12 protein-coding genes, 3 tRNA genes and 1 pseudogene are annotated in these 17139 nt (G+C 70.3%); 5 read left to right on the top strand and 11 right to left on the bottom strand.

What is annotated here, in order from left to right; translation table 11 throughout:
• Positions 1-447 precede the first annotated feature (447 nt).
• The 3 genes from ACFYMM_RS14245 to ACFYMM_RS14235 form a co-directional block, all read right to left on the bottom strand.
• Positions 448-524: transfer RNA gene (locus ACFYMM_RS14245), tRNA-Ile, on the bottom strand.
• A gap of 176 nt (positions 525-700) precedes the next feature.
• Positions 701-773 (bottom strand) — tRNA-Asn (locus ACFYMM_RS14240).
• Between the two features lie 5 nt (positions 774-778).
• Positions 779-851 (bottom strand) — tRNA-Asn (locus tag ACFYMM_RS14235).
• Between the two features lie 157 nt (positions 852-1008).
• Here ACFYMM_RS14235 and ACFYMM_RS14230 point away from each other — a divergent pair.
• From ACFYMM_RS14230 to ACFYMM_RS14215, 4 genes are all read left to right on the top strand, one after another.
• A complete protein-coding gene (locus tag ACFYMM_RS14230; protein ID WP_388386235.1) occupies positions 1009-1314 on the top strand; it encodes a YtxH domain-containing protein in 306 nt (101 codons plus the stop codon).
• A 95-nt stretch (positions 1315-1409) separates the two neighbouring features.
• Positions 1410-2861, top strand: coding sequence for an FGGY-family carbohydrate kinase (locus ACFYMM_RS14225; RefSeq protein ID WP_388386164.1), 1452 nt, complete (start codon positions 1410-1412; stop codon positions 2859-2861).
• Between the two features lie 127 nt (positions 2862-2988).
• Entirely contained in the window at positions 2989-4722 is a 1734-nt protein-coding gene (locus ACFYMM_RS14220; RefSeq protein ID WP_388386162.1) for an ABC transporter ATP-binding protein, read from the top strand.
• Positions 4722-6650 carry an ABC transporter ATP-binding protein gene (locus tag ACFYMM_RS14215; protein ID WP_388386160.1) on the top strand — a complete coding sequence of 643 codons (1929 nt, stop codon included), beginning with the start codon at positions 4722-4724 and terminating at the stop codon, positions 6648-6650. The genes ACFYMM_RS14220 and ACFYMM_RS14215 overlap by 1 nt, the downstream gene beginning before the upstream one ends.
• A gap of 50 nt (positions 6651-6700) precedes the next feature.
• Here ACFYMM_RS14215 and ACFYMM_RS14210 read toward each other — a convergent pair.
• From ACFYMM_RS14210 to ACFYMM_RS14190, 5 genes and pseudogenes are all read right to left on the bottom strand, one after another.
• Positions 6701-7933 (bottom strand): annotated as a pseudogene (locus tag ACFYMM_RS14210) (RNA polymerase sigma factor).
• Positions 7934-7999: 66 nt separating this feature from the next.
• Positions 8000-9898 carry a DNA primase gene (gene dnaG / locus ACFYMM_RS14205; RefSeq protein ID WP_388386159.1) on the bottom strand — a complete coding sequence of 633 codons (1899 nt, stop codon included), beginning with the start codon at positions 9896-9898 and terminating at the stop codon, positions 8000-8002.
• A gap of 58 nt (positions 9899-9956) precedes the next feature.
• Positions 9957-11222: an NAD(P)/FAD-dependent oxidoreductase gene (locus ACFYMM_RS14200; protein WP_388386158.1), complete on the bottom strand. Its 1266-nt coding sequence runs from the start codon at positions 11220-11222 to the stop codon at positions 9957-9959.
• A gap of 104 nt (positions 11223-11326) precedes the next feature.
• On the bottom strand, positions 11327-12601 hold the full coding sequence (locus ACFYMM_RS14195) for a deoxyguanosinetriphosphate triphosphohydrolase (protein ID WP_388386157.1): 1275 nt from the start codon (positions 12599-12601) through the stop codon (positions 11327-11329).
• A 373-nt stretch (positions 12602-12974) separates the two neighbouring features.
• Entirely contained in the window at positions 12975-13760 is a 786-nt protein-coding gene (locus ACFYMM_RS14190; RefSeq protein ID WP_388386156.1) for a sirohydrochlorin chelatase, read from the bottom strand.
• Positions 13761-13955: 195 nt separating this feature from the next.
• Here ACFYMM_RS14190 and ACFYMM_RS14185 point away from each other — a divergent pair, with 195 nt between their 5' ends.
• Complete coding sequence (locus ACFYMM_RS14185) at positions 13956-14636, top strand: vancomycin high temperature exclusion protein (RefSeq protein ID WP_388386155.1); 681 nt, start codon at positions 13956-13958, stop codon at positions 14634-14636.
• On the opposite strand, the gene ACFYMM_RS14180 is transcribed toward ACFYMM_RS14185, so the two are convergent.
• The 3 genes from ACFYMM_RS14180 to ectA form a co-directional block, all read right to left on the bottom strand.
• Positions 14637-15260 (bottom strand): LysE family translocator, encoded by a 624-nt coding sequence (locus ACFYMM_RS14180; protein ID WP_388386154.1) that lies wholly within the window; start codon positions 15258-15260, stop codon positions 14637-14639.
• Between the two features lie 124 nt (positions 15261-15384).
• Positions 15385-16590 (bottom strand): cytochrome P450, encoded by a 1206-nt coding sequence (locus ACFYMM_RS14175; protein WP_388386153.1) that lies wholly within the window; start codon positions 16588-16590, stop codon positions 15385-15387.
• Positions 16591-16624: 34 nt separating this feature from the next.
• Positions 16625-17137, bottom strand: coding sequence for a diaminobutyrate acetyltransferase (gene ectA / locus ACFYMM_RS14170; protein ID WP_388386152.1), 513 nt, complete (start codon positions 17135-17137; stop codon positions 16625-16627).
• Between the last annotated feature and the right edge of the window lie 2 nt (positions 17138-17139).

Genomic DNA, 17139 nt, shown 5'->3' with positions numbered 1-17139 from the left:
AAGGGGCAGGCCCGGGAGACGAACGACCTCGGCTGCCCGCATATGAGAGGCCGCAAGCGACGACTGCACGGTCCGCACCATCAGCGACCCGGACCCCGACCTACCGGACCTGTATGCCTGGTTCCATCTGCGCGACGACGAACGGATATTCGCGCTGTCGCGGATCCACGGGACGATGCCCGTCTGACGCCCCGACGGTGGTTCACCAACGGCCGCTTGCCGCCTCTAAAACCTCGCGTCCCCTGGGCGTCCCCTGGCCGCGGTTCCACTCCAGCCTTCCGCCCCTCCAGCCACTACATCACCTCAGGTCACAGCCCCAAGGACAACTGCAGACCCAGGCGTCCGCCGAAGTGACGCCCAACGGAGACCACTTCGTTGGGTCAAAGTCCGGAATCCGGCAGCCGATGAGACGTATGCGCAGGTCAGAACGTTTCTCTGACCTGCGCTTGGTGGGGCGGGTGGGACTCGAACCCACGGCCGACGGATTATGAGTCCGCTGCTCTAACCGGCTGAGCTACCGCCCCATAGCGGCGTGTCGCGTACATGTGTGCGCGCCGTCTGCCGCAGCATAGCCGCTCATACGATCTCCTGCCTCGGCTGGTCGGCTTCTGCGGTGCCTTCGTGACCTTGAGACTTCGGCACGGGCCCGGTGGTTCCCGCGGGCATGAAAAAGGACCCCGGAGGGTCCTCGTTCAGCATGCTCCCCCGACTGGACTCGAACCAGTAACCTGCCGGTTAACAGCCGGCTGCTCTGCCAATTGAGCTACGGAGGACCGAGCTCCCCCGACTGGACTCGAACCAGTAACCTGCCGGTTAACAGCCGGCTGCTCTGCCAATTGAGCTACGGAGGAATGCCTCGTTGCATCGAACGTACCTACCTGGGTATTCGCCAGGGGGCGGGCGCTCGCTGCGACACATACATTAGCGCAAGCAGGGGGGTGCTCCGCCAATCGGTACTCCCCGGCCCCGACGCCGCACAGAGACCTACACATGGGAAGGGTGGCCGCCATGCGCTACCGGCTCACGTTCATCGCCGGACTCGCCCTCGGTTACGTGCTCGGCACGAAGGCCGGACGCGAGCGCTACGAGCAGTTGAAGAAGTCCGCTCGCCAGGTCGCGCAGAACCCCGCCGTCCGCAACACCGCCGAGACCGCCGCCCAGCAGGGCCGCCAGTACGCGGGGAAGGCCTTCCACACGGTCAGCCACAAGGTGGGCGACCACGTCCCCGCCGCCGTGGCCCACCGGGTCCGCTCGCTGCGCGACCGCAACGCGAACGGCGCGGCGGGGGACGACTGGGGCACCAGCAACACCTAGGGCCCGGTCGGCCCCAGCAGCAATTCTTCGGGCGTCGGCCACATCCGCGGCGCCCACGGCCCAAGCAAGCGCCGCGGTACGGCAGAATTTTCGCCATGGGGATAGTCGCCGGGCTGGACAGTTCGCCCGATTTCACTCGCATCGTCGTCTGCGACACGGACACGGGGGCCGTGCTGCGGCAGGGGTACGCCCCGCATCCGGTGGACGGCCCCGAGGGCGGCCGCCCCAGCGACGTGGACCCGCAGGCCTGGCTGCTCTCCCTCGGCGAGGCGGCCGGCGGCGGACTCCTGGAGGGCGTGCAGGCCATCGGCGTGTCGGCGCAGCAGAACGCGGTCGTACCGCTGGACGCCCAGGGCAACACCGTGCGGCCGGCGATGGTCGGCGGGGACAAGCGGGCGCAGGTCGCGGCGGCCGATCTGATCGACGCGCTCGGCGGACGCGAGGCCTGGGCGCAGGCGGTGGGCTCCGTGCCCCAGGCCGCCCAGCCGGTGACCAAGCTGCGCTGGCTGGCCAAGAACGAGACCGAGAACGCCCGGCGTACGGCCGTACTGCTGCAGGCGCACGACTGGCTGGTGTGGCAGCTGCTCGGGCGGCCGGTGCGGCGGACGACCGACCGGGGCGGGGCCTCGGGGACCGGGTACTGGTCGGCGGCCACCGGTGGCTACCGGCCCGACCTGGTCGAGCTGGCGCTCGGTCACCAGGCCATGCTGCCCGAGGTGATCGGGCCCTCCGACGCGGCCGGTACGACCCCGGAGGGGCTGCTGATCTCCGCCGGGACCGGGGAGACCATGGCCGCCGCGTTCGGGCTCGGTCTCGGGCTCGGGGACGCCGTGGTGTCCCTCGGCGCCTCCGGGTCGGTGATGGCCGTCCACCCCGAGGCGCTCGCCGACCAGTCCGGGATGATCACCTCCCTCGCCGACGCCACCGGCATGCACCTGCCCGTCGTCACCACCCTCAACGCCGTCCGCACCCTGCGCGGCACCGCCGAGCTGCTCGGACTGTCCGACCTGGAGTCGCTGTCCGACCTGGCGATGAAGTCCACGCCGGGCTCGCACGGGCTGGTGCTGCTCCCCTACCTGGAGGGCGAGCGCACGCCGAGCCTGCCGCACACGGCCGGGACGCTCGCGGGTCTGCGGCGCGAGTCGATGAAGGCCGAGCATCTGGCGCGGGCCGCCTTCGAGGGCATGCTGTGCGGGCTCGCCGACGCGCTCGACGTGCTGCGCGGGCGGGGCGTGGACGTTCGGCGGATCTTCCTGCTCGGGCAGGCCGCCGAGCTGCCCGCCGTGCAGGCAGCCGCGCCCGCGCTGTTCGGCGCGCAGGTCGTCGTACCGCAGCCGGCCGACTACGCGGCGATCGGCGCCGCCCGGCAGGCCGCCTGGGCGCTCGGCGTGTCCCAGGGCACCCTCGATCCGCGGAACCCGCCGGCCTGGCAGGGCGCGGCCGCGCAGGTCCTGGACCCCGGCGACGAGCTGGCGGTGGGACAGGCGGTGCGCCAGCAGTTCGTGTCGGTGCGGGAGCAGACCCATCCGGGGGCGTTCCGGCCCTGAGAGCCGACGGGCGGGTGGCCGGGCACTGATGCTGTTGGCTTAATCGGTTGAGGTAACGCGGGTGGAGTGTCCGACGATAGGGGCCAGGGGCAACACCCCGCCCACCGCCGACTCCGAGAGACGTAGCGTGCTCATACGACTTCTGCGGACCTATCTCAGGCCCTACAAGAAATCCATCACCCTCGTGGTGCTGCTGCAGTTCCTGCAGACCTGCGCCACCCTCTACCTGCCCACACTGAACGCCGACATCATCGACAAGGGTGTCGTCAAAGGTGACACGGGTTACATCCTGTCCTCCGGCGCGCTGATGATCGGGATCTCGCTGGCCCAGGTCGTGTGCAACATGGGCGCGGTCTACTACGGCGCCCGCACCGCGTCGGCGCTCGGCCGGGACGTCCGCGCCGCCGTCTTCGACCGTGTGCAGTCCTTCTCGGCGCGTGAGGTCGGTCACTTCGGAGCGCCCACCCTCATCACCCGTACGACCAACGACGTACAGCAGGTCCAGATGCTGGCCCTGATGACGTTCACCCTGATGGTGTCGGCGCCCATCATGTGCGTCGGCGGTATCGTCCTGGCCCTCGGCCTGGATGTGCCGCTGTCCGGGGTGCTGGTCGCGGTGGTCCCCGTCCTCGGCATCTGTGTGACGCTGATCGTGCGGCGGCTGCGGCCGCTGTTCCGGTCCATGCAGGTACGCCTGGACAAGGTGAACCAGGTGCTGCGCGAGCAGATCACCGGCAACCGGGTGATCCGCGCCTTCGTCCGGGACGAGTACGAGCAGGGCCGGTTCGGGGAGGCGAACACCGATCTGACCGAGATGCAGCTGGCCACCGGCCGGATGCTCGCGCTGATGTTCCCGATCGTCATGACCGTGGTGAACGTGTCGTCGATCGCGGTCGTCTGGTTCGGCGCGCACCGCATCGACTCCGGACACATGGCGATCGGCGACCTGACCGCGTTCCTCGCCTATCTGATGCAGATCGTCATGTCCGTGATGATGGCCACCTTCATGTTCATGATGGTGCCGCGCGCCGAGGTGTGCGCCGAGCGCATCGAGGAGGTCCTCGGCACCGACTCCAGCGTGGTGCCGCCGACGGCGCCGGTCGTCGAGCTGCGCCGGCACGGGCATCTGGAGGTCCGCGGGGCGGGCTTCCGCTATCCGGGTGCCGAGGAGCCGGTGCTCAGGGCCGTCGACCTGGTGGCCCGGCCGGGTGAGACCACCGCCGTCATCGGGTCGACCGGCAGCGGCAAGTCGACGCTGCTCGGACTGGTCCCGCGGCTGTTCGACGCCACCGACGGCGAGGTGCTCGTGGACGGCGTCGCCGTCGCGGACCTCGATCCCGGTCTGCTGGCCAGGACCGTCGGTCTGGTGCCGCAGAAGCCGTACCTGTTCGCGGGCACGGTGGCCACCAACCTGCGCTACGGCAATCCGGACGCCACCGACGAGGAGTTGTGGCACGCGCTGGAGGTGGCGCAGGCCAAGGACTTCGTGTCGAAGCTGGAGGGCGGGCTGAACGCGCCCGTCGCGCAGGGCGGTACGAACGTCTCCGGCGGCCAGCGCCAGCGGCTCGCGATCGCCCGCACCCTGGTGCAGCGCCCGGAGATCTACCTCTTCGACGACTCCTTCTCCGCCCTCGACTACGCCACCGACGCGGCCCTGCGTGCCGCGCTGTCCCAGGAGACCGCCGAGGCCACCGTGGTGATCGTCGCGCAGCGCGTGGCGACCATCCGGGACGCCGACCGGATCGTGGTCCTGGACGAGGGACGGGTCGTGGGCACCGGCCGGCATCACGAGCTGATGGCGGACAACGAGACCTATCGGGAGATCGTGCTCTCCCAGCTCACGGAAGCGGAGGCTGCCTGATGGCCGGGCCCATGGGACGCATGATGGCCGGGGGCGGCCCCGACCAGCGCTCAATGGACTTCAAGGGGTCGGGCAAACGGCTCGTCGCCCGGTTCCGACCCGAACGGTTCACCATCTACGGCCTGCTGCTGTGCGTGGTCGTCAGCGTGACCCTGAACGTGATCGGGCCGAAGATCCTCGGCAAGGCCACCGACCTGGTCTTCGCCGGCATCATCGGGCGGCGGATGCCGGCCGGTGCCACCAAGGAGCAGGTGCTCGCCTCGATGCGCGCGCGGGGCCAGGGCTCCATCGCGGACATGCTCAGGAGCACCGACTTCACCCCCGGCAAGGGCATCGACTTCGGTGCCGTCGGCGACGTCCTGCTGCTCGCGCTCGGTACGTTCCTGGTGGCGGGCCTGCTGATGGCGGTGGCCACCCGGCTGGTGAACCGGTCCGTGAACCGCACGATGTACCGGATGCGGAAGGACGTGCAGGCGAAGCTGTCGCGGCTGCCACTGTCGTACTTCGACAAGCGCCAGCGCGGCGAGGTGCTCTCCCGCGCCACCAACGACATCGACAACATCGGGCAGACGCTGCAGCAGTCGATGGGCCAGCTGATCAACTCGGTGCTCACCATCATCGGCGTGCTGGCGATGATGTTCTGGGTGTCCTGGCTGCTCGCGCTGGTCGCGCTGGTCACCGTTCCGCTGTCGTTCGTCGTCGCCACCCGGGTCGGCAAGCGCTCGCAGCCGCACTTCGTGCAGCAGTGGCGCACCACGGGCAAGCTGAACGCGCACGTGGAGGAGATGTACACCGGTCACACCCTGGTGAAGGTGTTCGGGCGGCAGGACGAGTCGGCCCAGCAGTTCGCCGAACAGAACGAGGCGCTGTACGAGGCCGGTTTCCGGGCGCAGTTCAACAGCGGGGTCATGCAGCCGCTGATGATGTTCGTGTCGAACCTGAACTACGTGCTGGTGGCGGTCGTCGGTGGCCTGCGGGTCGCCTCGGGCTCGTTGTCCATCGGTGATGTGCAGGCCTTCATCCAGTACTCCCGGCAGTTCTCGATGCCGCTGACCCAGGTCGCCTCGATGGCCAACCTGGTGCAGTCGGGCGTCGCCTCGGCCGAGCGGATCTTCGAACTCCTGGACGCGGAGGAGCAGGAGGCGGATCCGGTGCCGGCCGAGCGGCCCGAGGAGCTGCGCGGGCGGGTGGCGCTGGAGGGCGTGTCCTTCCGGTACGACCCCGACAAGCCGCTGATCGAGGACCTGTCGCTGACGGTGGAGCCGGGGCACACGGTGGCGATCGTCGGCCCCACGGGCGCGGGGAAGACCACCCTGGTCAACCTGCTGATGCGGTTCTACGACGTCTCGGGCGGGCGGATCACCCTGGACGGGGTGGACATCGCGCGCATGTCCCGGGACGAACTGCGGGCCGGGATCGGCATGGTGCTGCAGGACACCTGGCTGTTCGGCGGCACGATCGCGGAGAACATCGCGTACGGCGCCTCGCGCGAGGTCACCCGGGGCGAGATCGAGGAGGCGGCGCGGGCGGCCCACGCGGACCGGTTCGTGCGCACGCTGCCCGACGGGTACGACACCGTCATCGACGACGAGGGCACCGGGGTCAGTGCCGGTGAGAAGCAGCTGATCACCATCGCCCGGGCGTTCCTGTCCGACCCGGTGATCCTGGTGCTGGACGAGGCGACGAGTTCCGTGGACACCCGGACCGAGGTGCTGATCCAGAAGGCGATGGCCAAACTCGCCCACGGGCGGACCTCGTTCGTGATCGCGCACCGGCTGTCGACGATCCGGGACGCGGACACCATCCTCGTCATGGAGAACGGCTCGATCGTGGAACAGGGCGCGCACGCCGAGCTGTTGGCGGCGGACGGGGCGTATGCGCGGCTGTACAAGGCGCAGTTCGCGCAGGCGGTCGCCGAGGTCGACTGAGCAGGTCGTCCTGATCAGGGGGCCGCTCTCGTCGGGGGCGGCCCCCTTCGTCAGTCCAGGTAGCCGCGCAGCTGGTCCGCGAAGGCGTGGTCCCGCAGCTTGTTGAGGGTCTTGGACTCTATCTGGCGGATCCGTTCCCGGGTCACGCCGAAGATGCGCCCTATCTCCTCCAGGGTGCGCGGACGGCCGTCGGCGAGGCCGTAACGGAGCTGTACGACCTTGCGCTCGCGCTCGCCGAGGGTGGACAGGACCGCCTCCAGGTGCTCCCTGAGCAGCAGGAACGCCGCCGACTCGACGGGAGAGGTGGCGTCGCCGTCCTCGATCAGGTCGCCGAGCGCCACGTCGTCCTCCTCGCCGACCGGCGCGTGCAACGACACCGGCTCCTGGGCGAGGCGGAGCACCTCGCCGACCCGCTCGGGAGGCAGGTCGAGGTGGGCGGCGACCTCGTCGGCGGTGGGTTCGTAGCCGCGCTCCTGCAGCATCCGGCGCTGCACCCGCACGACCCGGTTGATGAGTTCGACGACGTGCACCGGCACCCGGATGGTGCGGGCCTGGTCGGCGAGGGCGCGGGACATGGCCTGGCGGATCCACCAGGTGGCGTAGGTGGAGAACTTGTAGCCGCGGGCGTAGTCGAACTTCTCCACGGCCCGGATCAGCCCGAGGTTGCCCTCCTGCACCAGGTCGAGCATGGTCAGCCCGCGCCCGATGTACCGCTTGGCCACGGACACGACCAGCCGCAGGTTGGCCTCGATGAGCCGGCGCTTGGCCATCCGGCCCATGACGACCAGCCTGTCGAGGTCCTGGGCGAGCTGGCTGTCCAGGTCGGGGGTGGTGCTCAGCTTCTCCTCCGCGAACAGGCCGGCCTCGACCCGGCGGGCGAGTTCGACCTCCTCTTCGGCGGTGAGCAGCGGGATCCGGCCGATCTCGCGCAGGTACTGGCGGAACAGGTCCGAGGAGGGTCCGCCGGTGTCGGCGCGGGCGGCTGCCGCCGGTGCCTCGACGGGCAGTTCGACCGGCTCCGCCGGCTCCGGTTCCGGCTCCACGTCGATCTCCGGGTGGTGCGCGGCACGGCTCTGCGGCGGTACGCCCGCGAGGACGTCGCTCTCGGCGTCCGGCTCGTCCGACGTACCGCTGTCGGTCTGGGTGAGGGTCTGGGTCTGCACGGGGGGCGACCTCCAGGATGATCGCTGCTGAGCGGAACCGCGGGGGTGGGATCCGTGGGGGACGGATCCGCCGCGCTCCGAGGACTCAGGCACCGCACCCCAGTGTGGGGTAAGACACATCGCCGCCACGAGGGGCTTGCGGTGACTTTTTGCGATCGGACCGTGACCGCGTGCTGGGCCCGGCGCTCAGAGAGCCGACGGCCCCTCGTCCTGGAGGGCCCTGTCGTACCTGGTCAGGATCATCATCTCGTTCTGGATGGCGGCCGACTGGGCCGGATCCGAGTGCCCGACCCGGGTCAACGTGCCCTGCAGATCAGTGAGCCGGCGGGCCACGGCCCGGCGACGGACCGTGACGAGCTGCTCGCCCGCGTAGGACTCGTCGACCGTACGGCGCATGATCGCCTCGACCGCCAGTTCCGTGACCATCGCGCGGACGGCGTCGTCGGGGGCCGCCTCACGGACGCGGACCAGGTACTCCTGGGGGTCCCGGGTGCCGTACTCGGCGCCGCCCGCCTCCATGACGGCCAGCCGTACGGCCGCGTAGGGGGGTGCGGTGAACTCGTCGACGCCGTACGCGTCGAAGGCCGGGGAGACCAGCTCGGGGCGCTGGAGTGCGAGTTTGAGGAGTTCGCGTTCCGTGGCGTAGACGGGGTTGCGGAGGTTGAGGGCGGGGCCGGACGGCGTGCGTACGGCCGGGTACTCCTGCGCGGGGCGCCGGGCGGCGGCCGGTGCCGGGCCCTGGCCGCCGCGGTCGCGGGCCCAACGGGCCAGCTGCGCCACCCGCTTGACCACGAACTGGGTGTCGAGGATGCCGAGCATGCCGGCCAGTTCCACGGCCACCTCGTGCTGGGCGCCGCTGTTCTTGATCCGGGCGACGACCGGGGCGGCCTCGTCGAGGGCGGCGGCCCGGCCGGCCGGGGTGTCGAGGTCGTAGCGGCCGACGATGTGCCGCAGGGCGAACTCGAAGAGCGGGGTGCGCGGCTCGACCAGGTCCGCCACCGCGTCGTCGCCCTTGGCCAGGCGCAGGTCGCAGGGGTCCATGCCGTCCGGGGCGATGGCGATGTACGTCTCGGCGGCGAACTTCTGGTCGTCCTCGAAGGCGCGCAGCGCCGCCTTCTGGCCGGCCGCGTCGCCGTCGAAGGTGAAGATGACGCGGGCGCTGCCGTTGTCCATCAGCAGACGGCGCAGGATCTTGATGTGGTCGCCGCCGAAGGCCGTGCCGCAGGTGGCGATCGCGGTCGTGACGCCGGCCAGGTGGCAGGCCATGACGTCGGTGTAGCCCTCCACCACCACCGCGCGGCTGGCCTTCGCGATGTCCTTCTTCGCCAGGTCGATGCCGTACAGCACCTGGGACTTCTTGTAGATCGCCGTCTCGGGCGTGTTCAGGTACTTGGGGCCGTTGTCGGCCTCGTACAGCTTGCGCGCGCCGAAGCCGACCACCTCGCCGCCGATGTCGCGGATGGGCCACATCAGGCGGCCCCGGAAGCGGTCGATGGGGCCGCGGCGGCCCTCCTGGGAGAGCCCGGACAGGAGCAGTTCCTTGTCGGTGAAGCCCTTGCCTCGCAGATAGCGGGTGAGGTGGTCCCAGCCCTGCGGGCTGTAGCCGACGCCGAAGTGGACGGCGGCTGCCTGGTCGAAGCCGCGCTCGGCCAGGAAGATCCGGCCGGTCTCGGCCTCGGGGCCGGTGGCGAGCTGCTCCGCGTACCACTGGGCGGCGATCTTGTGCGCCTCGACCAGGCGGATGCGTTCGCCACGCTGGTGGGCGGGGTTGTACCCGCCCTCCTCGTAGCGCAGCGTGATGCCGGCCTGGGCGGCCAGGCGCTCGACCGCCTCGGAGAAGGAGAGGTGGTCCACCTTCATGACGAAGGTGATGGTGTCGCCGCCCTCCTGGCAGCCGAAGCAGTGGAAGAGTCCCTTGCTGGGGCTGACCTGGAAGGACGGCGACTTCTCGTCGTGGAACGGGCACAGCCCCTTGAGGTTGCCGCCGCCCGCGTTGCGCAGCTGGAGGTACTCGGACACCACGGCGTCGATCGGGACCGCGTCCCGTACCGCCTTCACGTCCTCGTCGTTGATCCGTCCTGCCACGTGGTGATTCTACGGGGGCGGACCGACACTCCCGGGCGTCGGCGTGCTGCTCCGGTGCTCAGGGGACGAGGTTCGCGAGCGGGACGTGCGGGTCGGCCAGGGCTTCGGTGTCCACCTGGGCGCGGGAGCGGATCAGTCGCTGGATGGGCTCTGTGACGTCCCACACGTTCACGTTCATCCCGGCGAGCACCCGGCCCTCCTTGACCCAGAACGCGATGAACTCCCGCTTGCCCGCGTCACCCCGGATGACCACCTGGTCGTAGGAGCCGGGCGGCGCCCATCCGCTGTACTCCATGCCCAGGTCGTACTGGTCGGAGAAGAAGTAGGGCACCCGGTCGTAGGTGACGTCCCGGCCGAGCATCGCGCGGGCCGCCGCCGGGCCGCCGTTGAGGGCGTTGGCCCAGTGCTCGACGCGCAGCCGGGTGTCGAAGACGGCGTGCGGGAAGGCGGCGACGTCGCCGGCCGCGTAGATGTCGGGGTCGGCGGTGCGCAGCCGGTCGTCGACCACGATGCCGCCGCCGTGCGCGCGGTCGGCGACCTCCAGGCCGGCCGCCTCCGCCAGGCCCGTGCGCGGCGCGGCGCCGATGGCCGCGAGGACGTCGTGCGCCGGGTGCTCCTCGCCGTCGTCGGTGCGGGCGGCCAGCACCATGCCGTCCTGGCCGACGATCTCGGTGAGGGTGACACCGAAGCGGAAGCGGACGCCGCGCTCGCGGTGCAGCTCGGCGAAGAGGTTGCCGAGTTCGGGGCCGAGGACGCCGTGCAGCGGGGTGGGTGCCGGTTCGATGACGGTCACCTCGGCGCCGTACTCGCGGGCGGCCGCCGCGACCTCCAGGCCGATCCAGCCGGCGCCCGCGATCACGAGGTGGCCGTTGTCCCGGCCGAGCGCGCCGAGGACGCCCTTGAGCCGCTCGGCGTGGGCCAGGCGGCGCAGATGGTGGACGCCGGCCAGGTCGGTGCCGGGGATGTCGAGGCGGCGGGGCTCGGCGCCGGTGGCCAGAAGCAGCTTGTCGTAGTGGACGAGGGTGCCGTCGTCGCCGAAGCGCACGGTCTTCGCGGCACGGTCGACGGCGTCGACGGTCTGGCCGAGGTGCAGTTCGACGTCGTTGCGCGCGTACCAGGCCGGTTCGTGCACGAAGACGCTGTCGCGCTCCTCCTTGCCGAGCAGGTAGCCCTTGGACAGCGGAGGCCGTTCGTAGGGATGGTCACGCTCGTCGCAGATCAGTATCACCCGGCCGGTGAAGCCCTCGGCCCGGAGTGTCTCGGCCGCCTTGGCGCCGGCCAGGCCTCCTCCGACGATGACGAATGTCTGGTCCGCGTCGACCACTTGATGCCTCCTCGTAAGGGTTCCGCCACATGCGAGCGTCCCGCACGCAGCGTGATGGGGGAAGAGGGAGTGACCCGATCAGGCCACGGAGGGTCACGTTCTTTTCACTTCCGCCCCGTAAGTCTCGCGTGCAACGAGTGGGCGGAGGCGTCGGTGAGGGAGGCGATCTGGTCGACGATCACCCGCTTGCGGGCCGGGTCGTCGCCGGCCGCGTCGAACAGCGAACGGAACTGGGGGTCCAGGCCGTCGGGGGCGCGGGCGGTGAGCGCCTCGGCCAGTTCGGCGACGACGACCCGCTGGTCGGCGCGCAGCCGCGCCTGTTCGGCGCGCTGCATGACGTACCGGACGGCGACCGCCTTGAGCACCGCGCACTCCATGCGGGTCTCGCGGGGTACGACGAGTTCGGCGCCGTAGCGGGTGAGGCGGCCGGCGCCGTACGCGGCGCGGGTGGCGCCCTCGGCGGCCAGGCAGAAGCGGCCGATGAGCTGGCTGGTGGCGTCCTTGAGGCGGCCCTGGGCGATGGCGGTGCCGTCGTAGCCGTGCGGCCACCACTCCTGTTCCATGAGCCGGTCGAGGGCGGCGGCGAGTTCGGCGGGGTCGGTGCCGGCCGGGGCGTACCGGCCGGCGGCGACCTCGAAGACCGCCTGCCGTTCGGGCTCGGCGTGCAGGCAGTTGGGGTCGATGTGACCGGCGTGCAGGCCGTCCTCGACGTCGTGCACCGAGTACGCCACGTCGTCGGACCAGTCCATGACCTGTGCCTCGAAGCAGGTGCGGGTGCCGGGGGCCTCCTTGCGGACCCAGTCGAAGACCGGGCGGTCGTCGTCGTACACACCGAACTTCGGGGAGGCGGGGTCGGTGGGGTGGGCGCCGCGCGGCCAGGGGTACTTGGTGGCGGCGTCCAGGGCGGCGCGGGTGAGGTTGAGGCCGACGGAGCCGTCGGCGGTGAACCGCTTGGGTTCGATGCGGGTGAGGAGCCTGAGGGACTGGGCGTTGCCCTCGAAGCCGCCGCAGTCGTCGGCGAACTCGTTCAGCGCCTGTTCGCCGTTGTGACCGAAGGGCGGGTGGCCGAGGTCGTGGGAGAGGCAGGCCGCTTCGACCAGGTCGGGGTCGCAGCCGAGGGCCGCGCCCAGTTCCCGGCCGACCTGGGCGCACTCCAGGGAGTGGGTGAGTCGGGTGCGTGGGCTGGCGTCCCACGCCTGGCTGTACTCGCCCGGGGTGACCACCTGGGTCTTGCCCGCCAGGCGGCGCAGCGCGGCGGAGTGCAGGATGCGGGCGCGGTCGCGTTGGAAGGCGGTACGGCCAGGGCGTTTGTCGGGCTCCGGGGCCCAGCGGTCGGTTGACGCCGGGTCGTAGGCCAGATGGTGCGCGGGGACTTCCATGGGTTCGACAGTAGAGGTCGGCTGTGACATTCGGGTGTTTTGGACGCCTGGTCGTCCGCCGAGTTGGGTCGCCGGGCGGCGCGCGGGTCGTACGTGGCCGCCGGCGCCCGCGCGGCGAAGCCGCATGCCGGCACCGCCGCGCGTGCCTAGTGCTGTGGCCGGAAAGGTTTACCGAGAAGCTCGCGGCGTCCGGTGCTGGGGGCACCTCCCACGCCGTTCAGGCAGTGGGGGAACACATCGCAAGGCGGAGCGTCGCCCGCGTACTGGATGTACTCGGGTGATGCGACAACGCGGCGTGGGGGTACCCCCGGCCGAAGGCTGGGGGAGTGCCGTGCCGGGCGTCGCGAGCCGGTGAACCCTTCCGGTCGCAGCACTAGGCGGCCGTCCTCACCGGGGCCGCCAGGCTCTGGTCGTAGCGGCTCAGGACCAGGCGGGCCATCGACGGGTGGGCGCCCAGGGGGGCCGACGCGATCCACGGGGCCTGGGCCGCGCACTGGGTCGCGAAGCGGCCCGGGGCCGTGAAACAGGAGGCCACCGCCACCCGGTGGCGGCCCCGGGCCGCCAGCGCGCGGAGGGCCTCGGCGACCGTGGGGGTCGCCGCCGAGGCGTAGGCGGGCAGGACCGGGACGCCCAGGCGGGCGGCGAGGAGTCGGGCCGTGTGGTGGGTGTCGGTCGCGGCGTCGGGGTCGCGGGAGCCGGCGGCGGCCAGGACGACGGCGCTCGTGCGGCGGGTCGCCTCGTCCATGCCGGCGGGCCAGCCGGCCTCGACGAGACGGGCGTGCAGGGCCTGCGCCAGCAGCGGGTGCGGGCCGAGGGGGGCGGCCAGGCGGGTGCGGGCGGCCGAGGCGGCGGCCATCTCGGGGATGTCCTGCTTGACGTGGTAGCCGCGGGCGAGGAGCAGCGGTACGAGGACGGCCGGGGCGTCGCCGAGGGTGGCGAGGGTGTCCGGGAGCAGGGGCTCGTTCAGTTCGATGTGCCCGAGGTGGACGGGCAGGGCGGGGCGCAGCAGGCGGACCCGGTCCATGAGCGCGCGTACGGTGTCCAGCGCGCGCGGGTCGCGGCTGCCGTGGGCCACGAGGACGAGGGCGGGCGGGCCGGGGCGGCGCCTGCCGTTCGACGCGACGAGGCTGAGCGGGGCGCAAGCTGTGGACACCTTCATGCAAGGATCCTGACGCCACGAGGTTGCGCCCCCGTTGCACGGTGGTCACGGGTATTTTCCGGGGGTTCACGGCGGCGGTCGGCGCGGTGTGAGGCGAACCGGATCACGCCGGGCCGCGTCCTCCATGGTCGGACACCGACTGGTCGGACACCGACTGGTCGGACACCGACTCATCGAACATCGACGGGGGACCGCATGAGGATCCGTGGACCGCGGCTGCCGCGCACCCGGGCCGGCCGGCGGCGGCTGGTACGGCTGACGATGTCCGGCTGCGTGCTGGCGCTGCTGCCGGTGACCTGGCTGTTCGTGTCGACGGCCGACCGGCTGCGGAGCACGGCCGACGCGCCGCGCGCCGACGTGGCCGTCGTGTTCGGCGCGGGTCTGTGGAACGGTGAGCCGTCGCCGTACCTGGCGCACCGGCTTGACGCGGCGGTGCGGCTGTACCGGACGGGCCGGGTGAAGGTGGTCCTGGTCACCGGCGACAACAGCCGCCAGGACTACGACGAGCCGGACGCCATGCGCGCGTACCTGGCCGGGCGGGGCGTCCCCGCCTCCCGCGTGGTCACCGACTACGCCGGTTTCGACACCTGGGACTCCTGCGTCCGCGCGAAGAAGATCTTCGGCGTCGACCGGGCCGTCCTGGTGAGCCAGGGCTTCCACATCCGGCGGGCCGTCGCCCTGTGCGAGGCGGCGGGCATCGACTCGTACGGCGTCGGGGTGGCCGACAAGCACGATCTGACCTGGTACTACGGCGGCACCCGTGAGGTCTTCGCGGCGGTCAAGGCGGCCCTGGACGTGGTGTTCGATCCGGATCCGCGGTTCCTCGGGCGCAAGGAGTCGGGGGTGACCCGGGCGCTGGCGGCCGACGGCCGGTGATCAAGCGAGCAGGATCTCGCCGCAGATCGTCCCGGCCAGCAGGACGTAAACGGTGGACGCCATGTAGTTCAGCACGGCCGTCGCTTTGGTCGAGTCGACGAGACGTGCGTGGAAGAATCCCGCCATGACTCCGATGAATCCGTAGAGAATCACCTCCATCAGAATGTCGATCGCACCGAGTATCGTCATCTGCAATCCCGGGTCGTCCGCGCTTCCGATGAACTGCGGGAGCACCGCGAGGAAAAAGAGAATGATCTTCGGATTCGTGATGCTGACCAGGACTCCGCGCAGGTACCAGCGACCCGACTTGACATCATCGTGCCCGCTGATCGCACGACGCGCGTGACGCACCGTCACGTAGGCCAACCACAGCAGATACGCCGCACCCAGAATCCTGACCGCATCCAGCACCAATGGGTACGACCGGGCGATCTCCCCCAAGCCGGCGACGGTGGCGGCGGCGTAGAGACTCATGCCGGTGCCGATGCCGAGGATGGCCTTCACCGCGGACCGGCGACCGCCCTCGAGGCCCACCGCGAGCATGTAGGCCATGTCGGGCCCGGGGGGACCGAGGAAGAGCATGATCACTGCCACGTAGCCCGGCAGCACCGTCAGATCCACCATCGTCAGCGACCTCCCAGTCGAAGCAGAACCACCTAAGGTGGTTCCACCATACACGCGAAGCCCTGATGCACATAAGCGATCTTGCGCGTGGGCCCGTCCACCAGGAGCTTCGCCGTTCACCACATCAGGTACGCGGGGTGAATGTGATCGGCAGTTTCCTCGCGCCCGTGTTTCCGGAATCAGGCAGCCACTCGGCGCCCTCCCCCACACGCAGGTCGGTCAGCCGCGCGGCCAGCGCCGAGAGGGCCACATCGATGTCCGCCCTGGCGACGAAGTGCCCCAGGCAGTGATGCAGGCCGCCACCGAAAGCAAAATGAGGCGAGCGATCGGCGTCCAGGTCGATACGGTCCGGATTGTCGAATTCGGCGGGATCGGTGGCCGAGGAAAGCGTGAAGAGATGGACTGTTGTACCCTTCTCGATCGTGCGCTCCCGGTGTTGGAACGTTTCTGCCGCTTCGCGCGTGATCCACCGGCCGATCGGATTGACGCGGAGCACCTCTTCGACCGCCCTGACCGAGTAGCGGTCCGGGTCCGCGGCCAGCTTCTCCCACTGGTCCGGCTGCCTCGAAAAGGATTCGACCGCCAGCGCCAGCTGGTTCCGGGTCGTGTCGATCCCCGCGAATATGAGCAGGATGATGAGATTGATCAGTTCCTGATCCGAGAGCCTGCCGTCGTCCTCGTCCCTCGTTTCCACCAGGGTGCTGAGGATGTCGTTCCGAGGTGATTCCCTCCTGCTTTTCACCAAGGACTCTGCGTATCGGGTGAGTTCGACGACGGCTTCGTCGATCTGTGCGATGTTCTCCTGGATGGAGATGCCGAGACCGAGCCCGATCGTGGACGCCAGCTGATTGATCTTCTTCCAGTCGCGCTCGTCGATGCCCAGCATCATGCACAGGATCCTGGTCGCATACGGCGCCGCGAAGCGACTGGCGAACTCTGTCTGCCCGTCTTCGAGCCATTCGTCCGTCAGGCTGTCCGCCAGGGCTCGGAACCGGGCACGCAACGGCTCGATCCGGCGCGGAGAGAACGCGGGGTTCACCAGGCGTCGGATCCTGTTGTGCTCGTCGCCCTCCAGCACCAGCAGGGTCTTCTTCCACCAGCTGTCGAAGCGCCCCTCGACCACTCCGTGCTGGGCCGGCCACTTGGCCGACCCCTGCGTCAGACGGGGGTTCTTCAGCAGGAAACTGCTGTCCTCGTACGAGAGGACGGCAATGCCCCAGTCGGTTTCCGCGTACCAATGTGCGGCTCGTGCCTTCCGCACCTCTTCCGAGTCCATGCGGAAGTACTTGTCGTTGATGTCGAGGTGCAGGGGTGCGGGTTGCTGCGCCATGGGAAACGACTCCTGATCGTCGAACACCGCGGAATCAACCGGCGGTCAACGGGCCGATGCGGTAGAGGACCTCGTCGTGGTGGCTGTCGGGGAAGAGGCTGCTGGGGAACAGCACGCGCGTCTCGATGCGGGCCGAGTGCTTCTTGGCGAACTGCTTCAGCACCATGAGGATCGCCTTGTTCTCGGCGGAGACCGTGGCCTCGACGTACCGGGCGCCCTGGGCCACCTGCTGGTCGGCCGCGGCCTGGAAGAGCTTCACCCCGAGGAAGGGAATGCCGTGGCGCGGATTGACGGCGGTCTGCCAGACGAAGTAGGTCTCGGGCTCGTCGGGGCGGCGGTAGCCGGTGAGGAAGCCGACGACTTCGCCGTCCACGGTCGCGATCAGCGAACCGTCGGCGAAATCCCGGAACCACAGCGTGTAGTAGTAGATGCTGTTGGAGTCCAGGCCGGGGGTGTTCTCGACCAGTTTCCACACGGCCGGGCCGTCCTCGGGCACCGGCGCCCGGAAGACCGCCTCGGTCTCCGTCAGCAGCGGCTGGGTCGTCATGG

This window comes from Streptomyces sp. NPDC006739 (assembly GCF_042869815.1).
Lineage (GTDB): Bacteria > Actinomycetota > Actinomycetes > Streptomycetales > Streptomycetaceae > Streptomyces.
The sequence above is the reverse complement of the archived record's forward strand: the minus strand, read 5'-3'. Positions and strand labels throughout refer to the sequence as shown.

What these genes read in the sequence shown, in the direction of transcription:
- ACFYMM_RS14185 (WP_388386155.1), top strand. Translation starts at nt 13,956, where the DNA reads ATGAGGATCCGTGGACCGCGGCTGCCGCGCACCCGGGCCGGCCGGCGG.
- ACFYMM_RS14180 (WP_388386154.1), bottom strand. Translation starts at nt 15,260, where the DNA reads ATGGTGGATCTGACGGTGCTGCCGGGCTACGTGGCAGTGATCATGCTC.
- ACFYMM_RS14215 (WP_388386160.1), top strand. Translation starts at nt 4,722, where the DNA reads ATGGCCGGGCCCATGGGACGCATGATGGCCGGGGGCGGCCCCGACCAG.
- ACFYMM_RS14175 (WP_388386153.1), bottom strand. Translation starts at nt 16,590, where the DNA reads ATGGCGCAGCAACCCGCACCCCTGCACCTCGACATCAACGACAAGTAC.
- ACFYMM_RS14190 (WP_388386156.1), bottom strand. Translation starts at nt 13,760, where the DNA reads ATGAAGGTGTCCACAGCTTGCGCCCCGCTCAGCCTCGTCGCGTCGAAC.
- ACFYMM_RS14225 (WP_388386164.1), top strand. Translation starts at nt 1,410, where the DNA reads ATGGGGATAGTCGCCGGGCTGGACAGTTCGCCCGATTTCACTCGCATC.
- ACFYMM_RS14230 (WP_388386235.1), top strand. Translation starts at nt 1,009, where the DNA reads ATGCGCTACCGGCTCACGTTCATCGCCGGACTCGCCCTCGGTTACGTG.
- ectA (WP_388386152.1), bottom strand. Translation starts at nt 17,137, where the DNA reads ATGACGACCCAGCCGCTGCTGACGGAGACCGAGGCGGTCTTCCGGGCG.
- ACFYMM_RS14195 (WP_388386157.1), bottom strand. Translation starts at nt 12,601, where the DNA reads ATGGAAGTCCCCGCGCACCATCTGGCCTACGACCCGGCGTCAACCGAC.